Origin of the sequence: Chryseobacterium sp. G0162, from assembly GCF_003815715.1 — a bacterium.
Taxonomy (GTDB): domain Bacteria; phylum Bacteroidota; class Bacteroidia; order Flavobacteriales; family Weeksellaceae; genus Chryseobacterium.
In genome coordinates, this window is the sequence record NZ_CP033922.1 from 1,689,841 (window position 1) to 1,709,272 (window position 19,432).

General features: G+C 35.4%; 16 protein-coding genes. 11 read left to right on the forward strand and 5 right to left on the reverse strand.

Translation table 11 applies throughout. The features are described 5' to 3' along the window. The first annotated feature begins 3 nt into the window (after positions 1 to 3). On the forward strand, positions 4 to 1,893 hold the full coding sequence (locus tag EG344_RS07860) for a monovalent cation:proton antiporter-2 (CPA2) family protein (RefSeq protein ID WP_123908991.1): 1,890 nt from the start codon (positions 4 to 6) through the stop codon (positions 1,891 to 1,893). A gap of 2 nt (positions 1,894 to 1,895) precedes the next feature. Here EG344_RS07860 and EG344_RS07865 read toward each other — a convergent pair whose 3' ends face one another. Next, on the reverse strand, positions 1,896 to 2,714 hold the full coding sequence (locus EG344_RS07865) for a GIN domain-containing protein (protein ID WP_123908992.1): 819 nt from the start codon (positions 2,712 to 2,714) through the stop codon (positions 1,896 to 1,898). Positions 2,715 to 2,965: 251 nt separating this feature from the next. Between EG344_RS07865 and EG344_RS07870 the strand changes: the two genes are divergently transcribed. The 3 genes from EG344_RS07870 (at position 2,966) to EG344_RS07880 (ending at position 6,348) form a co-directional block, all read left to right on the forward strand. After that, positions 2,966 to 5,107 (forward strand): M3 family metallopeptidase, encoded by a 2,142-nt coding sequence (locus EG344_RS07870; protein ID WP_123908993.1) that lies wholly within the window; start codon positions 2,966 to 2,968, stop codon positions 5,105 to 5,107. Positions 5,108 to 5,369: 262 nt separating this feature from the next. After that, positions 5,370 to 5,747 (forward strand): YchJ family protein, encoded by a 378-nt coding sequence (locus EG344_RS07875; protein ID WP_123908994.1) that lies wholly within the window; start codon positions 5,370 to 5,372, stop codon positions 5,745 to 5,747. A gap of 7 nt (positions 5,748 to 5,754) precedes the next feature. Continuing rightward, positions 5,755 to 6,348, forward strand: a complete 594-nt coding sequence (locus EG344_RS07880; RefSeq protein ID WP_123908995.1) for a hypothetical protein — start codon at positions 5,755 to 5,757, stop codon at positions 6,346 to 6,348. Positions 6,349 to 6,491: 143 nt separating this feature from the next. Here the strand turns inward: EG344_RS07880 and EG344_RS07885 are convergent, their stop codons facing one another. Both EG344_RS07885 and EG344_RS07890 read right to left on the reverse strand, forming a co-directional pair. Beyond that, a complete protein-coding gene (locus tag EG344_RS07885) occupies positions 6,492 to 6,992 on the reverse strand; it encodes a peptidylprolyl isomerase (protein WP_123859000.1) in 501 nt (166 codons plus the stop codon). A 245-nt stretch (positions 6,993 to 7,237) separates the two neighbouring features. Continuing rightward, positions 7,238 to 7,483, reverse strand: a complete 246-nt coding sequence (locus EG344_RS07890; RefSeq protein ID WP_123858999.1) for a VF530 family DNA-binding protein — start codon at positions 7,481 to 7,483, stop codon at positions 7,238 to 7,240. A gap of 120 nt (positions 7,484 to 7,603) precedes the next feature. Between EG344_RS07890 and EG344_RS07895 the strand changes: the two genes are divergently transcribed. Genes EG344_RS07895 through EG344_RS07905 form a run of 3 tightly spaced genes read left to right on the forward strand, consistent with a single transcriptional unit; the run spans position 7,604 to position 12,011 of the window. Then, positions 7,604 to 7,753 carry a hypothetical protein gene (locus EG344_RS07895; protein WP_164464403.1) on the forward strand — a complete coding sequence of 50 codons (150 nt, stop codon included), beginning with the start codon at positions 7,604 to 7,606 and terminating at the stop codon, positions 7,751 to 7,753. A 13-nt stretch (positions 7,754 to 7,766) separates the two neighbouring features. Then, positions 7,767 to 8,972 (forward strand): exonuclease SbcCD subunit D, encoded by a 1,206-nt coding sequence (locus EG344_RS07900; RefSeq protein WP_123908997.1) that lies wholly within the window; start codon positions 7,767 to 7,769, stop codon positions 8,970 to 8,972. 3 nt (positions 8,973 to 8,975) lie between these two features. Beyond that, positions 8,976 to 12,011 (forward strand): AAA family ATPase, encoded by a 3,036-nt coding sequence (locus EG344_RS07905; protein WP_123908998.1) that lies wholly within the window; start codon positions 8,976 to 8,978, stop codon positions 12,009 to 12,011. 84 nt (positions 12,012 to 12,095) lie between these two features. On the opposite strand, the gene EG344_RS07910 is transcribed toward EG344_RS07905, so the two are convergent. Beyond that, on the reverse strand, positions 12,096 to 13,121 hold the full coding sequence (locus EG344_RS07910) for an LLM class flavin-dependent oxidoreductase (protein WP_123908999.1): 1,026 nt from the start codon (positions 13,119 to 13,121) through the stop codon (positions 12,096 to 12,098). 154 nt (positions 13,122 to 13,275) lie between these two features. Between EG344_RS07910 and EG344_RS07915 the strand changes: the two genes are divergently transcribed. Then, positions 13,276 to 14,082, forward strand: coding sequence for a hypothetical protein (locus EG344_RS07915; RefSeq protein WP_228412883.1), 807 nt, complete (start codon positions 13,276 to 13,278; stop codon positions 14,080 to 14,082). 264 nt (positions 14,083 to 14,346) lie between these two features. On the opposite strand, the gene EG344_RS07920 is transcribed toward EG344_RS07915, so the two are convergent. After that, entirely contained in the window at positions 14,347 to 16,485 is a 2,139-nt protein-coding gene (locus EG344_RS07920; protein WP_123909001.1) for a S9 family peptidase, read from the reverse strand. Positions 16,486 to 16,764: 279 nt separating this feature from the next. Between EG344_RS07920 and EG344_RS07925 the strand changes: the two genes are divergently transcribed. The 3 genes from EG344_RS07925 to EG344_RS07935 all read left to right on the forward strand — a co-directional run bounded on the left by EG344_RS07925 (position 16,765) and on the right by EG344_RS07935 (position 19,412). Then, on the forward strand, positions 16,765 to 17,277 hold the full coding sequence (locus tag EG344_RS07925) for a YceI family protein (RefSeq protein ID WP_123909002.1): 513 nt from the start codon (positions 16,765 to 16,767) through the stop codon (positions 17,275 to 17,277). An 83-nt stretch (positions 17,278 to 17,360) separates the two neighbouring features. Further along, positions 17,361 to 18,188: a 4,5-DOPA dioxygenase extradiol gene (gene ygiD / locus EG344_RS07930; RefSeq protein ID WP_123909003.1), complete on the forward strand. Its 828-nt coding sequence runs from the start codon at positions 17,361 to 17,363 to the stop codon at positions 18,186 to 18,188. A gap of 54 nt (positions 18,189 to 18,242) precedes the next feature. After that, positions 18,243 to 19,412 (forward strand): carboxypeptidase-like regulatory domain-containing protein, encoded by a 1,170-nt coding sequence (locus EG344_RS07935; protein WP_123909004.1) that lies wholly within the window; start codon positions 18,243 to 18,245, stop codon positions 19,410 to 19,412. Positions 19,413 to 19,432 lie beyond the last annotated feature (20 nt).

Genomic DNA, 19,432 nt, shown 5'->3' on the forward strand with positions numbered 1-19,432 from the left:
TATATGGAGTCCAGCTTAGCGATGAACACATTAATTTTTCTGGGTGTAGCCATTATCATGGTTCCGCTGGCCAGAAAATTGGGATTGAGTTCAGTAATTGGTTATATTTTAGGAGGAATTATTATTGGTCCCTATGTCCTCAAACTGACAGGAAATAACGTAAACGATATTATGCATGCCAGTGAATTCGGAGTTATCATGCTCTTATTCATCGTTGGGCTAGAACTGGAACCACGAAAGTTCTGGGAAATGCGTAAGAAAATTATGGGATTGGGACTTACCCAGATGCTTCTGACCATTTTTTTATTATTTCTGGTATTCATCAGCGTGGGTTGGAGAATAGATAAGGCTATTGCTGTTGCTATGTGCTTTGCGCTCTCTTCTACCGCAATTGTACTACAGACTTTACAGGAAAAAAATAACTTTAAAACGACAGCTGGAGAGGCTTCATTCTCGACCTTATTATTTCAGGATATTTCTGTAATTCCTATTTTGGCTATTCTTCCGATTATTGCTAACTATAAAGCAAAGCATCACGATAATGAAATTCAGATTCTGATCCAAAAACTTCCGGAATGGCTTCAGGCCAGCACAGTGATTTTAGGAGTAGCTCTATTGATTTTATTGGGTAGGTATGTATTTGTACCCTTTTTACGCTATGTTTCAAAATCAGGAATGACTGAGCTACTGACCGCTTCTTCCTTATTTCTGGTTATTGGAGTATCTGAACTGATGATCGTTATCGGACTTTCTCCCGCATTAGGAGCTTTCCTTGCCGGAGTCATGTTGGCCAACAGTGAATTCCGTCACGAACTTGAAGCACAGATCGATCCTTTTAAAGGGTTGTTACTCGCTGTATTTTTTGTGAGTGTGGGATCAACGATAAATTTCAATATCATTCAAAAAGATCCATTATTTATTTTCAGTACCGTATTTGCTGTACTGGCAATAAAATTTTTAGTATTATATACCATTGGAAAGTTCTATAGAATAGATACTCCACAAAGCCTTTTCTATGCCTTTGCATTATCGCAGGTGGGAGAATTTGCTTTTGTATTGATAAATTATGCCTCGGATCTCTATCTTCTAGGTCCGGAACTGAATGCACAGCTAATGGCTGTCACTGCAATCACTATGTGTATTACTCCTATTCTATTGATTGTTAACGATAAATTTATTACCCCTAAATTTATTAAAGAAATCCCTGAGGAAGAACATGATTATAATATTCTGGACAGTGATGTAAGTCAGAAAAAAATTATTATTGTAGGTTTTGGACATTTTGGGAGTACGGTGGGACGTCTTCTAAAAGCCAATAAAATATCGGCAACAGTTCTGGATAGAGATTCGGATCGTGTAAAATTGTTGAGAAGCTACGGCTTTAAGGTTTATTATGGTGATGCGACTAGAATTCCTATTCTAAGAGCAGCAGGCATTGAAGATGCTGAAATTCTGGTATTGTGTCTAGATGATGCGGATGACAATATGTTTATTGCAGAACTGGTTCGCGAGCATTATCCGAAGGTAAAAATCTTTGTAAGGGCCAAAAACAGGATTGACGCATACGAATATCTTAACAATGGCATTAATCATATTTATCGGGAAACCTTGGGAACTGCTGTGGATATGGCTGTGGATGTCCTGCATGAAACAGGGATGAGAAAATATGCAGCGAGACGTCTTGGGCAGCGTTTTATGGCTATTGATAAAGCTTCTATCAGAAAGTTGGCTAAGGCAACGGAAGATAGTGAGATTGCTTTGTTTACCACAAAAGAAATCCTCCAGCGTGAGGAGGAATTATTAGCTTATGATAATCTAAATTTTGATAATAAAAACTGGGATTCTTCGTCTTCATCTCCAGAAGAAGAGGAGGAAGAAGAATCCCAGGATTAATTTTATTCGATATTTACACTTCCACCACTGCTTTCATTCTTGGTGATATTTTTAAGGTCTCCTTTTCTGGCGATATCTACACTTCCACCCGAAGAGGCTTCTGCTTTAACCGAAGAAACTGCACTGATATGAATGCTGGCTCCACTGGACGCATCAGCTTCTACATGATCTGCAATAACACCCTTAGCTGAAATACTACTGCCGGAAGAAGAATTGATATCCGCATTTTTTGCTTTTCCTGAAATATCAATACTTGATCCTGAGGAAGATTCTATCTCAAGATTTACAGCCCATATTTTTCCATTAAAATTACTGCTGCTATCTGCATTAATATTGAAATCGTTAGCCTCCAGATTTCCGGAAACACTCCCTGCACTGGATAATTCCACACTTGTTTTTTCCTGAGTAAACTTATCTTTTACATTGATACTTGCTGCAGATTCGGCAGTCAGTTTTGTAAAGTCTCTCGTATAAATTTTTGCTGTAACTTTACTGATATTCATTACTCTGATTCCCTTCTTATAATGAATATGAAGTTTTCCACCGCTATTTTCTACAAGAATTTCGTCAATAATACTTTGAGGTGCCGAAATGATCACTTTTTCTACATCGGATTTTATAACCTCTGCATCAATAGCCTGAGAAACCTGAATTTCATCAAAATCTCCTTTGAATTCTCTCTGCTGAATAGGCCCGGTTTCTTTATTGATGACTTTCTCTACCCACCCATTATTGTTTTCTCTATTCTTTTTCTCATGTCTTTCATTACATGAGGCCAACACCACTAAGGCTGAAAAAATAAAAAGAGTTCTTTTTTTCATGTTTATTTTTTTTATAGATTATTTTTTGGATTATAATTTAATAACAACTAAAATATAAAAAATATTACATCTTCTTATTATTATCCTTTTAGTCTCTGTAACTCAACCGTTGGAAAAAAAAATATGAAACAAAGGTCATATTCTTTTTACACAAAAATGTTCAAATTATCCGTTTTATTAAATACATAATGCAAAATATCAGCTGTAAGACAAGTTTTTAATATCTTTATACTTTAATAACAACTATATTTATGAAGAATATTTCATCGGTATTATTAATTTCTGCCTTGGCGTTCAATCAATCTTGTACTACAATGAAACAGACCGATACTCAACAGGAACTTCCTGCTCCCGATCCATCATTATCTTCAAACCCTTTTATGAAGAAGAGCAAGCTTCAGTACGAAGCTCCGGAGTTTGACAAAATTAAAAACGAACATTTTAAACCGGCTTTTGAATTCGGATTAAAGCAACATGCTGCTGAAATTGAAAAGATTGCCAACAATCCAGCTTCTCCTACTTTTGAAAATACCATCGTTGCATTGGAAAAGAGTGGTGAAGTACTAAGAAGAACTCAAATTGTTTTTTCTAATCTGACAAGTGCAAATACAAACCCTACTCTACAGGCTTTGGATGAAGAATATGCTCCAATTTTTGCAGCACATTCTGATAAAATGTACCTGAATGAAAATCTTTATAAAAGAATCAAATCCATCAAAGAAGACGGACTTGATCCTGAAAGCAAGAGATTGGTACAATACTACAAGCAAAACTTTGAGATTGCAGGAGCTAACCTTTCTGCTGCAGATAAAGAAAAACTGAAGCAGATCAACCAGGAGCTGGCTTCTCTTTCTACTCAATATGCTAATAAATTATTGGAAGCAAGAAAGCAAGGTGGAGTATTCTTTTCTGAAGCAAAGGAACTTGACGGACTTTCTGCTGACGAAATTGCAGCGGCAGCAGCTGATGCTAAAACAGCAGGACAACCGGGTAAATACCTTCTTGCTTTACAAAATACTACCCAGCAACCTCTTTTACAAAACCTGAAAAACAGAGCTACCAGAGAAAAGCTATTCAAAGCTTCATGGACAAGAGCTGAGAAAGGTGATGCGAACGATACACGAGAAACTATTGAAAAGCTTGCTAAAATCAGATTGAAAAAAGCTCAGATTCTTGGGAAAAAGAATTTCGCAGAATGGAAACTTCAGGATCAGATGGCCAAAACCCCTGAAGCGGCAACGAAACTAATGAATCAGGTGGCTACACCAGCTGTAGAAACAGCAAGACGTGAAGCAAAGGATATTCAGGATCTTATCGATCAGCAAAAAGGAGGTTTCAAAGTAGAACCTTGGGACTGGAATTTTTATGCTGAACAGGTAAGAAAGGCTAAATTTGACCTTGATGAAAGCGAGATTAAACCTTATTTTGAAATCACAACCGTTTTAGAAAAAGGAGTTTTCTTCGCGGCTGAAAAATTCTACGGATTAACTTTCAAAAAGAGAACTGACCTTCCGGTGTACCACCCGGATGTAGTGACTTATGAAGTTTTTGATCATGACGGAAAATCTATCGCGATCTATTATCTGGATTTCTATACAAGAGATTCTAAAAATGGGGGTGCCTGGATGAGTAACTTCGTAGAACAGTCTTATCTTATGGGAACAAAACCTGTAATCGTAAACTGCTACAATTATCAGAAACCTGCTCCTGGAAAGCCTTCATTAATCAGTTTTGATGATGTTTCAACCATTTTCCATGAGTTTGGACACTCTATCCATGGTATGTTTGCAAGCCAGAAATACCCATCTCTTTCCGGAACAAATGTACCGAGAGACTTTGTGGAATTCCCATCTCAGATCAATGAGCACTGGGCATTGGATCCGATTGTAATGAAAAATTATGCGGTTCATTATCAAACAAAACAACCGATTCCTCAGACTTTAGTAGATAAAATTAAAAAAGCGGCTACCTTCAACCAGGGATATATGACTACGGAATTGGTTTCCGCAGCAGCTTTAGATATGGATTGGCATTCTGTAACGAATGAAAGCCAGCTTATCCCTGTTTTGGATTTCGAAAAACAATCTTTAACAAACCACGGATTTACTTTAGCAACGGTTCCACCAAGATACCATACTCCTTATTTTGCACATATTTGGGGTGGTGGATATTCAGCAGGATATTATGCTTATCTGTGGTCTGAAACATTGGATAATGATGCATGGGAATGGATTAGTAAGAATGGTGGTTTAACCAGAGAAAACGGTGACCGTTTCAGAAAATACATTCTTTCTGTAGGAAATTCTGTAGATCTTAATCAGGCGTTCAGAGATTTCACAGGACATGATCCGGACATTAAACCTTTATTAAGAAACAGAGGGTTTATTAAATAATACAATGAGAAGCATTCTTTTAAGAGTGCTTCTTTTATTTGCCACAAACACACGAATTTTTAATGTTGAATATTATTCTTACTTTTTAATATTAGGTTCGAGTATTCTATGCAGTTCAACTTTTTTTAGTCATACCTTCACAAATAAAATTATTCGTGCATTCGTGGCGATTATTATCAACATACAATTTTATAGCAGGTAAAAATCAAGTCTGTTTATTGATATTCCTTATTTTTGCAGCATAAAATTTTAAATAAAAAAGATGAATTGTCCCTGCTGTTCAGGAAAATCCTACGAAGAATGCTGTAAGCCTTATCACGCCGAAGAAAAACATGCTCCTACTGCTGAAGCATTGATGCGTTCAAGATTTTCGGCCTTCGCTATTCCCAACGGTGAATATTTAATGGAAACTACCCTTCCAGGAAAACGAAAATTCCACAACAAACAGGATTTACAGGAATGGGGAGAGATTAATGAATGGACAAAACTGGAAATTATTCAAACTCCTACCTTAAACCATGTAGAGTTTAAGGCTTATTATACAGACCAGGATGGTCATCCGCAAATTCATCACGAATTTTCTGTTTTTCAGAAAATGCATGAGCGCTGGTATTATGTTTCAGGTGAATTTTTAGATTAATAATAATATGAAGAAGAATTTTATTTACACATTGCTGTTTTTATTTTGCAGCTTTGGTGTTTTCAACGCACAAACAGCTGAAGATAAAAAAGAAGTTTCCATGGCTGTAACCGATATCTTAAAGGGTTTCCAGACCAAAAATGGTATTATCATGAATAAATACGTGAATGAAACCTATGGTGTAAGTGTCCTTTTTAAAAGTGGTGGTGAGCTGGGATTTGTTTTAAATGAGGATGTTGATTTCAGCATGCCGTTAGGACCTATCAAAAAGGTATGGAATATCAGAAACCAGTTTCCGATACAATTCGACCAGACTTCTGGATATGACTTAAAAAATAAGAAATGGATAAAAGAAGGGCTATTTGTTCAGTTTAATTCTAATACAGTCAATGATTATGCTGACAAGTTTTCAGAACTATATGCTGTAAAGGAGCAGACGATTTTTAAGATCAATTCCAATCCTAAAAATGTTGTTTTTGTAACCCTTGCTGAGAACAGTAAAGAAAAGGCTCCTATTAATGGATTTAGTTTTATCATGACAAAAATTGATGGGAAATGGTTCCTTACATTTATTGATGTAACGGAGTATGATGCAGAATAAGGGGAATGCCAAGCACAATACTTACTTTTTGTATATAAAAACAAAATAACCAGCAGAACGTTCTGCTGGTTATCTTTTTATTGTCTTACAATATAATAATTGTATAAAAAAATGTCCGATATTTCGGACATTTATATTATTTCTTAGTGAGCGTCAGTACCGTCAATTCCGTGAGCGTGACCGTGTGATAATTCCTCTTCTGTTGCAGGACGAGTATTTAAAATTTCCACCTGGAAATCTAAAACTTTACCAGCCATTGGGTGGTTAAGGTCTGCTACTACAGCTTCAGGAGTTACTTCTACTACAAAAGCCTGGAAATTATTCCCCTGATTGTCTGATAAAGGTAAAATCGCCCCAACAGGTGGAGTTCCTGATTCCTGGAACATTTCAAGCGGCAATTGAGCAATAGCATCAGGCTGTCTTTCTCCGTAAGCTTCTTCAGGCTGAATTACAAAAGCAGCTTTATCACCAGCTTTTAGACCAAGGATATTTTCTTCAAATTTTGGAATCATCATTCCAACACCATACAAAAATGTAAGTGGATTTTCTGCTGTTGTTTCTTCTACAAGAACTTTACTTCCATCTGCTTCGATAGTGTGAAGGATATACTTTACAGCTACAACGTGATTGTTTTCAATTGTCATATTTTTCTTTTTTTGTCGTAATTTTTTTTACGATTAACGATACTACAAATATACTCTTTTTGAAATTATTTAATTAGGTTGGAAGCTGGGAGATGAAAGAATGAAGCTATGAAAGGCATAAAGAACAACTATATTTTCTTTTTACCTTTTAAAAATATTCTTCTTAATTCCATAGAATAATTATCCGAAGTTCTAAGACTACAAGTAATATTCAGCAGCGGGCTTTCGGCTTCCAGCCTTTATTCTTATTTCTGGTCTCCTCTCTTTTTCTTTTGTCTCAGTACAAAAAGATACAAGCTCTCTACTTTCGTTCTTGCCCAAGGTGTTTTCCTTAAAAACTTTAAAGAGGAACTGATGCTTGGATTATCTGTAAAGCATTTTATATTAATTTGCTCGCCCAATTTTTCAAATCCTTCGTAGTATTCTACCAATTCTTCAAGGATGGCATCGAGTCTTTTTCCGTGTAAAGGATCTTTTGATTTTTCTTCCATAACATGGTAAAATTAAAACATTTTATCAGACTTAGCGACTAAAATTGTTTAAACTCTTAATGTTTAGTATTTTTGATGAAGCAATTTTTTACCTATAAAAAATATTCGCTACAAACCGATATGAGCAAAAACAACGACGCCAACAGGAAAAAAAATAAAAAGCAAATTGATCAGAAAAAACGGAAAATACAAAATGCCGAAGCAGAAAGGAAAGCACGTTTAAAACAGATTATGGCTGATTTCAAAACAAAAGAAAGCGATAATAAATAACGATCAACTTTTTATGAAAATTCTACACACCGCCGACTGGCATTTAGGAAAAAAACTGGATCGCTTTTCCCGACTGGAAGAGCAGGTTTCAGTGATGGAGGAAATCATTGCGATTGCTGATGAAGAACAGGCAGACCTTATTCTTGTTGCCGGTGATCTTTTTGATAATTTTAACCCCGCTGTTGAAGCTGTTGAGCTTTTTTATAAAACACTGAAACGTTTGTCTCAAAACGGAAGACGTCCTGTAATCGCCATTGCCGGGAATCACGATTCCCCCAACCTCATCAATGCACCAGATCCATTGGCCAGAGAATGTGGAATTATTCTAATTGGCCATCCCAAAGCAAAAATTACTCCGTTTGGAACAGAACATTTTAGCATTACCCATTCAAAAGAAGGCTTTATAGAAGTGAAAATCAACACTATTGATTTTCCAATAAGACTATTGCATACTCCTTACGCTAATGAAATCCGTTTGAAAGAATATTTAGGAGAAAATAAAGAAGAAGAGATCAATAATGTCCTTTCGAAAACTTGGAAAGATCTTGCCAATCAGCTCTGTGATGAAAATGGGATTAACCTACTGACCGCTCATTTGTATATGAATAAAAGAGGAGGTGAAATTTTGGAAGAACCCGAAGGAGAAAAACCGATTAAAATTGGAAATGCTGATCTTATTTATTCTGACAGTATTCCGGAACAGATTCAATATACAGCTTTGGGTCACCTGCATGGTTATCAGAATATCGGAACAAAGGAAAAGCCCGTAGTGTATTCATCTTCTCCCCTTTGCTATAGCTTTAGTGAGGCAGGTCAGACAAAATATATATCCATTATTGATGCAGAACCGGGGCAACCAGTTTCTTATGAAAAAAAGGTATTGAAAAGCGGAAGAACTTTAGTGCGAAAAACCTTTACATCTGTCGATGAAACTGTTCAGTGGTTGCAGGAAAATCCAAATGCATTTATTGAACTTACATTAGAAAGTGAAACCTTTTTAACGGCTGATGAACGAAGGCTCATTTATCAGTCTCATACTGGAATTGTCCATCTTATTCCTAAAGTTAAAAGTAAGGAGTTCGGTGAAGAAACAAACCAAGAAATTAATTTAAATCAGAATATAGAAACATTGTTTAAGGATTATTTTAAATCAAAGAATGCAGGACAGGAGGCCAATGAAGAATTGATGAAATTGTTTAACGAAATTCTAAATACCTAAGCCATGATTCCTATTCGATTAACAGTTGAAGGTTTGTATTCCTACCAGGAGCGCCAGACCATAGATTTTAAAAATCTTACGGAAGCGGGATTATTTGGTATTTTCGGAGCAGTAGGTTCCGGAAAATCATCAGTTCTTGAAGCCATTTCGTTTGCTTTGTATGGGGAAACGGAACGTTTGAATATGCGTGACAAAAGAGCGTATAATATGATGAATTTAAAATCGAACAGTTCTTATATTGAGTTTGATTTTATTAATTATGAAAATAAACTTTTTCGCGCTACGAGGGATTTCAGACGAAATTCCAAGAAGTTTGATGATGTAAAACCTAATTCTATAGCGTTCTATGAAAATATTGATGGAAAGTGGATTCCTTTGGATCATTCCAATGCGGAAACTATTATTGGTTTAAGTTATTCCAACTTCAAACGTACCATCATTATTCCTCAAGGACAATTCAAAGAGTTTCTTGAATTAGGTGCTGCTGACAGAACCAATATGATGAAGGAAATTTTCAGCCTTCAGCGGTATGATCTGCAAAATAATGTTTCAGCTTTGAATACCAAAAACAGATCTGAGCTGGATCAGCTTGAAGGACAGCTGAAAGGTTTTGAAGAAGTGAATGAAGAAAAAATTCAACTCCGGAAAGATCTTTTGGAAGAGGAACAAAAAAAACTGGTTCAAGCCAATGAAAAGTTTGAAAAAGCTTCCCAGACTTATCAACAACTGAAAAATTTAAAAACTGATTTTGAAAGTTTAAAACTAAACCAGGAAAACTTCGGTAAACTATCTGAACAAAAACCTCAGATGGATGCTCTGGAAGCTCAATCGGAACGGTATGATCGTACTCTTAGAGTTTTTAATCCTTTGATTACCGAAAAAAACAGGCTTTTAAAGAGTATTGTTGAAAAAGGAAATGAGAAAGAAAACCAAACCAAAGCTTTACAGGAAACAGAAATTACTTTTAAGGTTGTAAAAGAACAACTTACTGCTCTAGAACCTAAAGTCAAAGCACTGGAACAGTCCAGAATACAGGAAAATGATTTAAGTCTTATTGTACAAATTCTGAAGTTTCATGATGAGATTAAAACTCTTAATGAAAGAACTCAAAAAGGCTCAGAAAAAGTAGAGGAAGTAGAAGTTCAAAGAGATATGATTCAGAAAAAAATCACTGAATTGTCTAAAAATATGGAGGTTTTGAAGGCTCAAAAGCTTGATCCCTCTTTAATTTCCGATGTGGGTAACTGGTTTATTCAACAAAAAAACTTCAAGAAATCACATCAGGAGCAGATTGAAAAAACTGAAAAACATCAGAAACAGATTGAACTCATTGCTGAGGAATTAAAACCTTTTGCGATTCAGGAAAACTTTAAAACTGATTTCAATAATAAAAAGGAAGTGCTGGAAGCAAAGAAAAAGGAACTTTCTCAAAAGCTGGATCATTTGAAAATCCAAAAAGAATTGTCCCGTTTTGCCAGTGAACTTCATCATGGTGAAGCCTGTCCACTTTGTGGTTCCCAGGAGCATCCGCATATTGTGGAATTTCATGATATCAACACCGAACTACAGGACATTCAGGAAAAAATAAAGATCGTTGAACAAGAAGCTCAACATCTTCAGCAACAGGAAACTGCTATTGAGAAAATACTGGATAGAAAAAAGATCTTTGAAGAGCAACTGATCTCTGAACAAAAAGTTCTTCAGCAGATCCAAAAGGATAGGGAAAGTCATCTCCAACAGTTTATATGGAAACAGTTCAGCCCGGATCATGAGAATGATTTTGAGAAAAAAAGATCGGATTCTTTTGTTATCGAAAAACAAATTGAAGAAGCAGACAAAACCATTAATCTGGAACGTGAGACCCTTGAAAAAGAAAGCAAAGTTCTTGAAAAATATAGAAATGCTTTGGAAACCTTCAAGCTGGAAGAGGCTACCAAGCAGAAAGAAATCAACATCAGTCGTTCTAACCTTAAGGTACTAGAATGGGAACATTATGAGCAAAAGACTGTAACAGAAATTGAAGAAGCTTATCAGAAATTAGCGCAATCCAATACTGAAACAGAACAGCTATATCAAAAAGCCTCTCAACAGGAAAAAGATCTTGCTCCTAAACTTGCAGAGCAGAAAGCTATCGTCAGCCAGTCTGAAAAACAAATTGCAGAACTTGAAAAAGAAATTTCCGGGAATCAGCAAACTATTGATAAAGCTTTAAACGAGCACAATTTTACAGTATTTAATGAAGTGGAAAAGATTCTTCAGCAGGAAATCAATATTCAGGAAGCAAGAGCTAAAATCCAGCAATTCAAAATTGATTTTGAAACTTTAAAGAAAATTATTGAAGGTCTGGAGCTGAAACTTAAGGGGCTTTCCTTTGATGATGAACAGTTTTCATTGGCAGAAAAACAGTTTGAAGAAGCTCAGGCTGAATTGAAGCAGATCAATGATTCTGTGGTAACTATGATTGCTGAAAAAGACAGACTAGAGAAGGAATACCAGAAAAAAGAAGAGCTTCTGAAGGAATTATCAAAGCTTCAAAAACGTTCTGAAAACCTGAAACTGATGATAAACCTGTTCAAAGGTGCCGGTTTTGTACAATATGTTTCCTCAATTTATCTAAGACAACTGTGTGATCATGCCAATACCCGCTTCCATAGGATGACAAGAAATCAACTGAGTCTGCAGCTTAATGAAAATAATGACTTTGAGATCATCGATTATCTTAACGAAGGCAGAAGCAGAAGTGTGAAAACACTTTCAGGTGGTCAGGCTTTCCAGGTATCTTTAAGTCTTGCCTTAGCGTTGGCAGAAAGTGTTCAATCCAATGCCCAGGCTGATAAAAACTTCTTTTTTATTGATGAGGGTTTTGGAACTCAGGACACGGAATCTGTGAATATTGTATTTGAAACACTGACCAATCTGATGAAGGAAAATAGAATTGTGGGAATTATTTCTCACGTAGAAGAACTTAAAGAGAAGATTCCTACGGCACTCAACATTATCAAGGATGAGGAAAGAGGAAGTTTAATTGAGATTATCTAACTTCTAAAATTTTAAACTGCAAAAGTCACAAAAGTGTTTTAAAATACAGCTTTTGTGACTTTTGTGGTTAAATAAAACCTGTAATTACAGGTTTTGTACCAATGGTTTTACTTCTTTTCCAAATAGTTCAATAGACCTCATCATGACATCATGAGCCGGATCACCAATATCCATATGACCAATAAATCTTGTAATTCCAAAGATTTCTTTCATGTAAGCAATTTTATCTGCTACCTCAGCCGGGCTTCCGATGAATAATGCCCCGTCTTTACTTCTTCCACCATCATACTGCATTTTGGTATAAGGTGCCCAGCCTCTGGAAGAGCCTATCCTATCCATTTGAGATTTGTAATTGTGGAAATATCCATCTACCACATTCTGGTTGTCACTTACAAAAGTATGTGAATGAATTGCAATCTGCATTTTAGACATATCATGTCCTGCTTTTTGATATTCCTGTTTGTAGAATTCAATCAGATTTTTAAACTGGATCGGCATTCCGCCAATAATAGCAACCACTAATGGCATTCCCAATTGAGCAGCACTTAAAACAGATTGTGGTGTTCCTCCTACAGCTCTCCAGATCGATATTTTGCCCTCATTTTTTGCTCTTGGATATACGGTCTGATTATTCATTGGAGCACGAAGTTTCCCTGACCATATTACGTTTTCCTCAGCATTGATCTTTAATAATAAATCCAGTTTTTCATCGAAAAGCTCTTCATAGTCATTCAACGAATAACCATATAAAGGAAATGACTCAATAAAGCTCCCTCGTCCAACGAATATTTCTGCTCTTCCGTTTGAAATTAAATCCAATGTAGAAAAGTCTTCATACACTTTTACCGGTTCTGATGAACTCAAAACGGTTACTCCACTTGCTAATTTTATATTTTTGGTAATGCTTGCCGCTGCTGCCAATACTATTTCCGGCGAAGAAACAGCATAATCCGGACGATGATGCTCTCCCATCGCAAAGACATCTATTCCTACCTCATCCATGAATTTTACCTGCTCCAGAATTTCATGAAGCTTGGTTCCTGCATCTCTATATTTCCCAGTTGACTGATCGAAAGCTAAATCTCCGAACATTCCTATTCCTAATTCCATATTGTTGATTTTAGTTATACAAAAATACAGCTATAAAGTATCAGATGCATTGATGTTTGATAAGATCGGAATTTGGCACAGGTTGTCTAAATGACGGCTTCTTTTTGTCATGTATTTAAACTTATTTATATTTGAGAATAATAACTTTATGAAAATGAGACACTCACTGGTATTTTTCTTCTTTCTAATGACTACTTTTTACTTTTCACAAAACAAAACGGAAATTTATGTGATTGGAAATATACATGACAGTGTTCCAAATTATCATCCAACAATATTGTTTGATATCCTGAACAAAATAAAACCTGATATTATTCTTCACGAGGTTGACAGCCAGGGAATGAAAGAATATGAAACTGATAAAGATCTCAAGGGAAACGAAATTATCGCAAGCAATCGCTATCTTAAAAAGTTTCCCAATACACTGAGACTTCCTTTTGATTTTGAAAACAGGAATCAATACAGAAGGGATAAAGGGATGGTTCCAACAGATAATTTGTCTGTAAAATTAATTGACAGTCTGTATAAAGCTAAAAAATTGTCACCACCTGAAGCTGAGGAATATGAAATTTTCCTAAATACAACTAAAGAACTCATGAAAAAGGCTGAATTGTCTCCCGAAAATTTCAACAATACAACAACAGATAAGATTTCAGAAAAAAGACAAAATGCTCAATACTCCGGTTTATCAAAAATAACAGAAAATAGGAAAGAATTTTCCGAAAGATTTGTAACCAAACCTGATGGAGAAAAAATCAGCTACAAAAGCGGGTTTAAATTAATGTCAGGTTTTTGGGATCTAAGAAACCAAACTATGGCTCAGAATATCTATACTGTTTCGATAAGATATCCTCACAAAAAAATAGTTGTTTTAACCGGATTCCTGCACCGTTATTACCTGTTGAAAGAATTAAATAAACTGAACAACGGAAACTATATTATCAAAGAGTTTTACGAATAATATAAAGGAAGTTCAATGCAGCAGAAATAGTCTCCAAGAAAATATAAGATTTCCGGCAAGAGTTACACTGATTTTTTTGCCACAAATGCACGAATTTCTTATAATATTGATCGTATATTAGAGACTATATTCTATGTGCCTATGGGGTTCAAAATTTTAAATCCTTGCGCGTTAAAGAAATATTCTATTAAATGTTCTTTGCGTCCTTGAGTTTCCCAACAAAAAACAACAAAAAAATCCAACCACAATGGCTGGATTTTAATTTTATTTTTTCAGATATAAATCAAAGTAATCTGTGATTTTCTGCATCAGGTGAACTCTATCTTTTCCGATCACATTATGTGGATGTCCCGGATAAGTAAAGTAATCCAATTGAACTCCATTGTCAACAGCTGATTTGATAAACTTAATGGAATGCTGCCATACTACTACGTCATCCTGTGCCCCGTGGATCATCAATAGTTTTCCTTTCAGGTTCTGAACTTTATCCAAAAGATTAGCTGTTGCATATCCTTGTGGATTTTCTTGCGGTGTATCCATGTATCTTTCCCCATACATGATTTCGTACATATTCCAGTCGATTACCGGTCCTCCAGCTACTCCTACTTTGAAAACGTCCGGTTTACGAAGCATGAAACTTGTTGTCATGAATCCTCCGAAGCTCCATCCGTGAATACCCATTTTGTCACCATCTACATAAGGAAGAGATTTCAGATAATCTACTCCTTTCATTTGGTCATTCATCTCTGTCGTCCCCAGATTTCTGAACACAGCCTGCTCGAACTTCATTCCTCGGTTGGAAGAACCTCTTCCATCCATAGTGAAGATGATATATCCATTCTGAGCCATGTATTCATACCAAAGATTTCCAGAAGCCGGGAAACTGTTTGTAATCAGTTGTAAGTGTGGCCCATTGTATAAGTAAACAATTGTTGGATATTTTTTATTGGGATCGAAATTCGTTGGTAAGATGATCTTTCCATATAAAGGAGTTCCATCATCAGCCTTTAATTCTACATTTTTAATTTCCGGTCTCTGATAATTCTTTAATGTATTTTCAGAAGTAAGGATATTGGTAGATTTTAAACTGGATGTATTGATAATGTTTCCTACTCGTGGAGTATTGGCATTACTGTAAGCATCATAAAGATAGTTTCCGTCATTGCTCAAAATTCCGAAGTGCATTCCTGCATCTGCATCCAATCTTTGCATTTTGAAATTTGTCCAGTTGATCTTATATAAATGTCTTTCTAAAGGTGTTTCCTTAGTAGAAGTAAAGAAAATTTCTTTTTTCTTTTCATTAAATCCTAAAATATCGGTTACCAACCAGTCTCCTTTTGTGATCTGAGCCACCAATCCTTTTTCTAAACTGTAATGAAATAAGTGATTATATCCCGTTCTCTGACTCTGCCAGATAAAATCTGTATTTGAATTCGGGAAGAAAGTAAGTGGATGTTGTGGTTCAACATATTTGCTGTCTGATTCTTCAAATAAAGTCTTTACCAAAGTTCCGGTAGCAGCATCATATTGGTTCATCTTCATGTGATTCTGTCCTCTGTTCAGTACCGCTACAAAAATATATTTTGAGTCCGGGCTCCATGTAACCGCTGTTAGATACTGATCTTTCTCACCATCAATCTTAAGGAAAGTTGTAGCTTGTGTTTTGATATTGAAAACCCCTAATGTTACCTGATGCGATGTTTGGCCAGCCATTGGATATTTAATGTTATGATTAACGGCTGGCGTTACTGACCAGTCGATGATCGGATAATCTGCTACCATTGACTGGTCCATTTTGTAGAACGCTACACTTTCAGAATTCGGTGCAGGGAAAATTCCGGTATCAATTCCGAATTCATTTCTATGAACAGACTGACCACTGATTATATTTTCATTAACCTCATTGGTTACCGCTATGGTTTTCCCGTTTTTATTAACAAATAAATTGTTTTTTGCTGTAAAGGCAAAAGTTTGTCCGTCACTAAACATTTTCACATTGGCTGCATCAAGATCAATCTTTGTTGAGTTCTTTATTTTCCAATCATTGCCAGATTTTTCAATCCAGAACATCTCACCATTAGTATTGAAATATCCATTGGATGTTCCTGTAAACTTAATAGGTGGAACAGATTTCAGCTTATTATTTGCAAACGGTTTGTTCAACTGCGTCAGAGATATTAAGGTATCCTGTTTGTTTGTTTTTAAATCCGTAGCCAGATATCCGCCTTTTACTGACTGGATATAAGATTTTCCGTCCGCAGACCATGAAAATTGCGAAATATTTTTCACTGCAAGGTTGGTACGCATTCCATTCACAGCCTCCGCCATTGTAAATTTCTGTGTCTGGGCAAACGCTGAGCTCCCCAAAACAAGCATCAATAAAGAAAATTTATGTAATTTCATTGTATAAAATTGAATCCATCAAAAATAAGAAATAAAAATCATCCGTTAAGAAACGTTAAAATAAAACATTCATAAAATGGAATTAATGAATTGATGAAAATTATTTCTTACCTTAATAATGGAATTTTATGAGGTTCCCTGGATAAGGTAAAACGGGGTCTGAATAAAAAAAGATGGTTTGTAATGAAGTAATTTCATTTCTTATCCTATATCAATGACTTGTATATACTCTCTATCCTAAATTTGCATCATTAACAACAACAAAAAATACAAAATACAATGGCAACAAAATGGATCTTAGACCCTACGCATAGTGAAATTACTTTCAAAGTAAAACACATGATGATTTCTAACGTAAAAGGAAGCTTCAGAACTTTCACTGCTGAAATTGAATCTGAAGACGAATTCTTTGCAAACGCAAAAACTACAGCTACCATTCAGACTGATTCTGTATTCACTAATAATACAGACAGAGACAATCACTTAAAGTCTGCTGAATTCTTCAGTGCTGAAGCTCACCCAACCATCACTTTTGAATCTCAGAAACTGAACAACGAAGTAGTTGGAAACCTTACGATCAATGGAATTACAAAGCCTGTAACATTAGATGTAGACTTCGGTGGAATCAATGTTGATCCATGGGGAAATACAAAAGCAGGTTTCTCTTTTGAAGGAAAAATCAGCAGAAAAGATTTTGGATTGAATTGGAATGCAGCGCTTGAAGCAGGAGGGGTAATGGTAAGTGATGATGTAAAAATCGCTGGCGAATTACAGTTTGTAAAACAAGCATAATTTGTAACATACTTTTTAAAAGGTTCAGGGATTTTTATTAAAAAGCCTTGGACCTTTTATTTTTTTATCAATATTCAATACTTATGAACCTCAACGATCTTCAAAATATAAGTGACAGTTTCAACAACACACAAAGAATGCCGGTTTTATTCCTTGGACACGGCTCTCCGATGAATGCTATTGAAGAAAACCAGTTTGTACAAGGATTCCGCAAAATAGCGAGTGAAATTCCAAAACCGAATGCTATTCTATGTATTTCTGCACATTGGTATACGCCGGGAACCTTTGTCACCGCTATGGAAATGCCTAAAACAATCCATGATTTTTATGGTTTCCCAAAAGAATTGTTTGAAGTACAGTATCCCGCTCACGGAAGTCCGGCACTTGCCAGGGAAACTGCTGAGCTTTTGCTTCCTGTAGAAGTAGAGGAAGATCACAATTGGGGACTGGATCATGGAGCCTGGTCTGTTATAAGACATTTATATCCTGATGCAGATATTCCTGTTATTCAATTAAGCATTGATTATACAAAACCGCCACAATATCATTATGACCTTGCCCAAAGGCTGAATAAGCTTCGTGAGAAAGGAATCCTAATCATAGGAAGCGGAAATATTGTTCATAACCTACGTATGATCGATTGGAAAAATATCAATACCGTTGGTGCTGGCTGGGACTGGGCTATAGAAGCAAGGGAAAAAACCAATAATTGGCTTTTGGATGGTAATTTTCAGAATATTATTGATTACCATAAACAAGGAACTTCTCTACAATATGCAGTTCCTACTCCTGACCATTATTTACCTTTGATCTACACCCTAGCTTTGAAAGATACAACCGAAAAATTATCTTTATTTAACGACGAACTGATTGGTGGATCTTTAAGTATGACCAGTGTGAGAATTGGATAAGCAATTTTCAATCATATCTTTTTTATCACTAAAAATTTAGTAATATTGTTAACCATGAAAACGATATTACTATTTTTTTTATTCACTTATTCCTTTTCTTTTACCCAGGTCATCAAAGGTACCGTGGTAGATGATAAGGAGCATCGATTAAGCAGTGTGAGCATCTATATTGACGGAACAAAAACAGGAACGGTTTCAAAAGAAGATGGAACTTTTAGCCTTTCTCTTTCTACACAAACCAGTGGCAATATTATTTTTCAGAAAGAAGATTATGAAACATTCAGTACAGAAATCTCAACAGTTGTCAACAAAAATCTAAAGGTTGTTTTAACTAAAACCAATGCTATTGAAGAAATAGTATTGGTCCCTTATACTTCCGAAGCTTATACTCATTATATCAATACTTTTCTCCGTAATTTTATTGGAGATGATCTAGAAAATGTGAGAATCAAAAATCAAAAAACACTTAAATTTTCTTATGATAAAAAGAAGAAGCTGCTTAGAGTAAAAGCACCTAAGACTTTACTCATTGAAAATAAAAATCTGGGATATGAAATTGAATACAATCTGATCAATTATTCAACAGATTTTAATACGAATATTACCAATTATACAGGAACAAGTTTCTTTAAGGAAACTAAAAATACAGATAAGGTTAAAATCAACCGGATGAATGCTTATGACGGAAGTTCACTTCATTTTTTCAGAAGTATTTACCATAATACAATTCCTGAAAACGAATTCATTGTCAATCAGGTTGTAAAAATCCCCAATTCAAACTACCCTACTGAGAAAGAATTAAATGTTTTAAAAGATTTCATGACCATATCGAAATCTTCAGAGACAATCAATATTCCTGAAGATATCAGAGATATTTCCCGTAGAAAGAATAGTCAAAAACCTTATTCTCTTGCTATCACCAAAACACTGATCCCTGATTCAGACTATGTGAAAAGAACAAACGGACAGGTTCTCTTTAGTTTTAAAGATATTCTTCAGGTTAATTATACCAAGGCACCTTATGAAAGCATTAAAAAAAATCAATTTATCAGAGGAAAATACAATAGAACCTTATCTACTTTTCTCTATTCAGAGGAAGGAGAGTCTTTTGAAGTTTCAAAAGATGGAAATATTACCACACCTGATCAGCTTGTTACCCAGGGAGAATTTTCGAGAAATAAAGTTGAAAAAATGCTTCCTTTGGATTATCAGTTGGGAGATTAAGGGGCAATATAAAAAAGAAG

Excerpts from the sequence above, each read along its gene's own strand:
- EG344_RS07860 (WP_123908991.1), top strand. The coding sequence starts at position 4 with ATGGAGTCCAGCTTAGCGATGAACACATTAATTTTTCTGGGTGTAGCC.
- EG344_RS07865 (WP_123908992.1), bottom strand. The coding sequence starts at position 2,714 with ATGAAAAAAAGAACTCTTTTTATTTTTTCAGCCTTAGTGGTGTTGGCC.
- EG344_RS07870 (WP_123908993.1), top strand. The coding sequence starts at position 2,966 with ATGAAGAATATTTCATCGGTATTATTAATTTCTGCCTTGGCGTTCAAT.
- EG344_RS07875 (WP_123908994.1), top strand. The coding sequence starts at position 5,370 with ATGAATTGTCCCTGCTGTTCAGGAAAATCCTACGAAGAATGCTGTAAG.
- EG344_RS07880 (WP_123908995.1), top strand. The coding sequence starts at position 5,755 with ATGAAGAAGAATTTTATTTACACATTGCTGTTTTTATTTTGCAGCTTT.
- EG344_RS07885 (WP_123859000.1), bottom strand. The coding sequence starts at position 6,992 with ATGACAATTGAAAACAATCACGTTGTAGCTGTAAAGTATATCCTTCAC.
- EG344_RS07890 (WP_123858999.1), bottom strand. The coding sequence starts at position 7,483 with ATGGAAGAAAAATCAAAAGATCCTTTACACGGAAAAAGACTCGATGCC.
- EG344_RS07895 (WP_164464403.1), top strand. The coding sequence starts at position 7,604 with ATGAGCAAAAACAACGACGCCAACAGGAAAAAAAATAAAAAGCAAATT.
- EG344_RS07900 (WP_123908997.1), top strand. The coding sequence starts at position 7,767 with ATGAAAATTCTACACACCGCCGACTGGCATTTAGGAAAAAAACTGGAT.
- EG344_RS07905 (WP_123908998.1), top strand. The coding sequence starts at position 8,976 with ATGATTCCTATTCGATTAACAGTTGAAGGTTTGTATTCCTACCAGGAG.
- EG344_RS07910 (WP_123908999.1), bottom strand. The coding sequence starts at position 13,121 with ATGGAATTAGGAATAGGAATGTTCGGAGATTTAGCTTTCGATCAGTCA.
- EG344_RS07915 (WP_228412883.1), top strand. The coding sequence starts at position 13,276 with ATGAGACACTCACTGGTATTTTTCTTCTTTCTAATGACTACTTTTTAC.
- EG344_RS07920 (WP_123909001.1), bottom strand. The coding sequence starts at position 16,485 with ATGAAATTACATAAATTTTCTTTATTGATGCTTGTTTTGGGGAGCTCA.
- EG344_RS07925 (WP_123909002.1), top strand. The coding sequence starts at position 16,765 with ATGGCAACAAAATGGATCTTAGACCCTACGCATAGTGAAATTACTTTC.
- ygiD (WP_123909003.1), top strand. The coding sequence starts at position 17,361 with ATGAACCTCAACGATCTTCAAAATATAAGTGACAGTTTCAACAACACA.
- EG344_RS07935 (WP_123909004.1), top strand. The coding sequence starts at position 18,243 with ATGAAAACGATATTACTATTTTTTTTATTCACTTATTCCTTTTCTTTT.